The sequence below is a fragment of the Streptococcus sp. HMSC065C01 genome (assembly GCF_001813525.1).
Taxonomy (GTDB): domain Bacteria; phylum Bacillota; class Bacilli; order Lactobacillales; family Streptococcaceae; genus Streptococcus; species Streptococcus parasanguinis_V.
This window is the reverse complement of the sequence record NZ_KV812831.1, coordinates 1-619: the sequence shown is the minus strand read 5'-3', so window position 1 is coordinate 619 and position 619 is coordinate 1. Positions and strand designations below refer to the sequence as shown.

The window sequence follows — 619 nt, the reverse complement described above, 5'->3', positions numbered from 1 at the left end:
CAGGTACTCTATCCAGTTGAGCTAAGGGTGCTTCTTTCAACCTTTGTCTATGCCGAGGACCGGAATCGAACCGGTACGATCGTTACCAATCGCAGGATTTTAAGTCCTGTGCGTCTGCCAGTTCCGCCACCCCGGCCTCCTCAAGCGAACGACGGGATTCGAACCCGCGACCCCCACCTTGGCAAGGTGGTGTTCTACCACTGAACTACGTTCGCATTGCTTTCTTTATATAAAAAAATGCCGGCTACATGACTTGAACACGCGACCCTCTGATTACAAATCAGATGCTCTACCAACTGAGCTAAGCCGGCTCATTATTATTCTCTTATGCGGGTTAAGGGACTTGAACCCCCACGCCGTAAAGCGCCAGATCCTAAATCTGGTGCGTCTGCCAATTCCGCCAAACCCGCAAAATATGACCCGTACTGGGCTCGAACCAGTGACCCATTGATTAAAAGTCAATTGCTCTACCAACTGAGCTAACGAGTCTTAAAATAATTTTCATTATCTTAACGGTCCCGACGGGAATCGAACCCGCGATCTTCGCCGTGACAGGGCGACGTGATAACCGCTACACTACGGGACCTATGGGAGTTAACGGGATCGAACCGCTGACCCT

General features: G+C 50.7%; 6 tRNA genes. All 6 read right to left on the bottom strand.

Annotated features, from left to right (window positions below):
- Positions 1-50 precede the first annotated feature (50 nt).
- The 6 genes from HMPREF2918_RS01655 to HMPREF2918_RS01630 all read right to left on the bottom strand — a co-directional run bounded on the left by HMPREF2918_RS01655 (position 51) and on the right by HMPREF2918_RS01630 (position 586).
- A tRNA-Leu gene (locus HMPREF2918_RS01655) sits at positions 51-136 on the bottom strand.
- A 7-nt stretch (positions 137-143) separates the two neighbouring features.
- A tRNA-Gly gene (locus tag HMPREF2918_RS01650) sits at positions 144-215 on the bottom strand.
- 23 nt (positions 216-238) lie between these two features.
- A tRNA-Thr gene (locus HMPREF2918_RS01645) sits at positions 239-311 on the bottom strand.
- 17 nt (positions 312-328) lie between these two features.
- A tRNA-Leu gene (locus HMPREF2918_RS01640) sits at positions 329-410 on the bottom strand.
- A gap of 6 nt (positions 411-416) precedes the next feature.
- Positions 417-489, bottom strand: a tRNA-Lys gene (locus HMPREF2918_RS01635).
- A 24-nt stretch (positions 490-513) separates the two neighbouring features.
- A tRNA-Asp gene (locus tag HMPREF2918_RS01630) sits at positions 514-586 on the bottom strand.
- Positions 587-619: the final 33 nt, after the last annotated feature.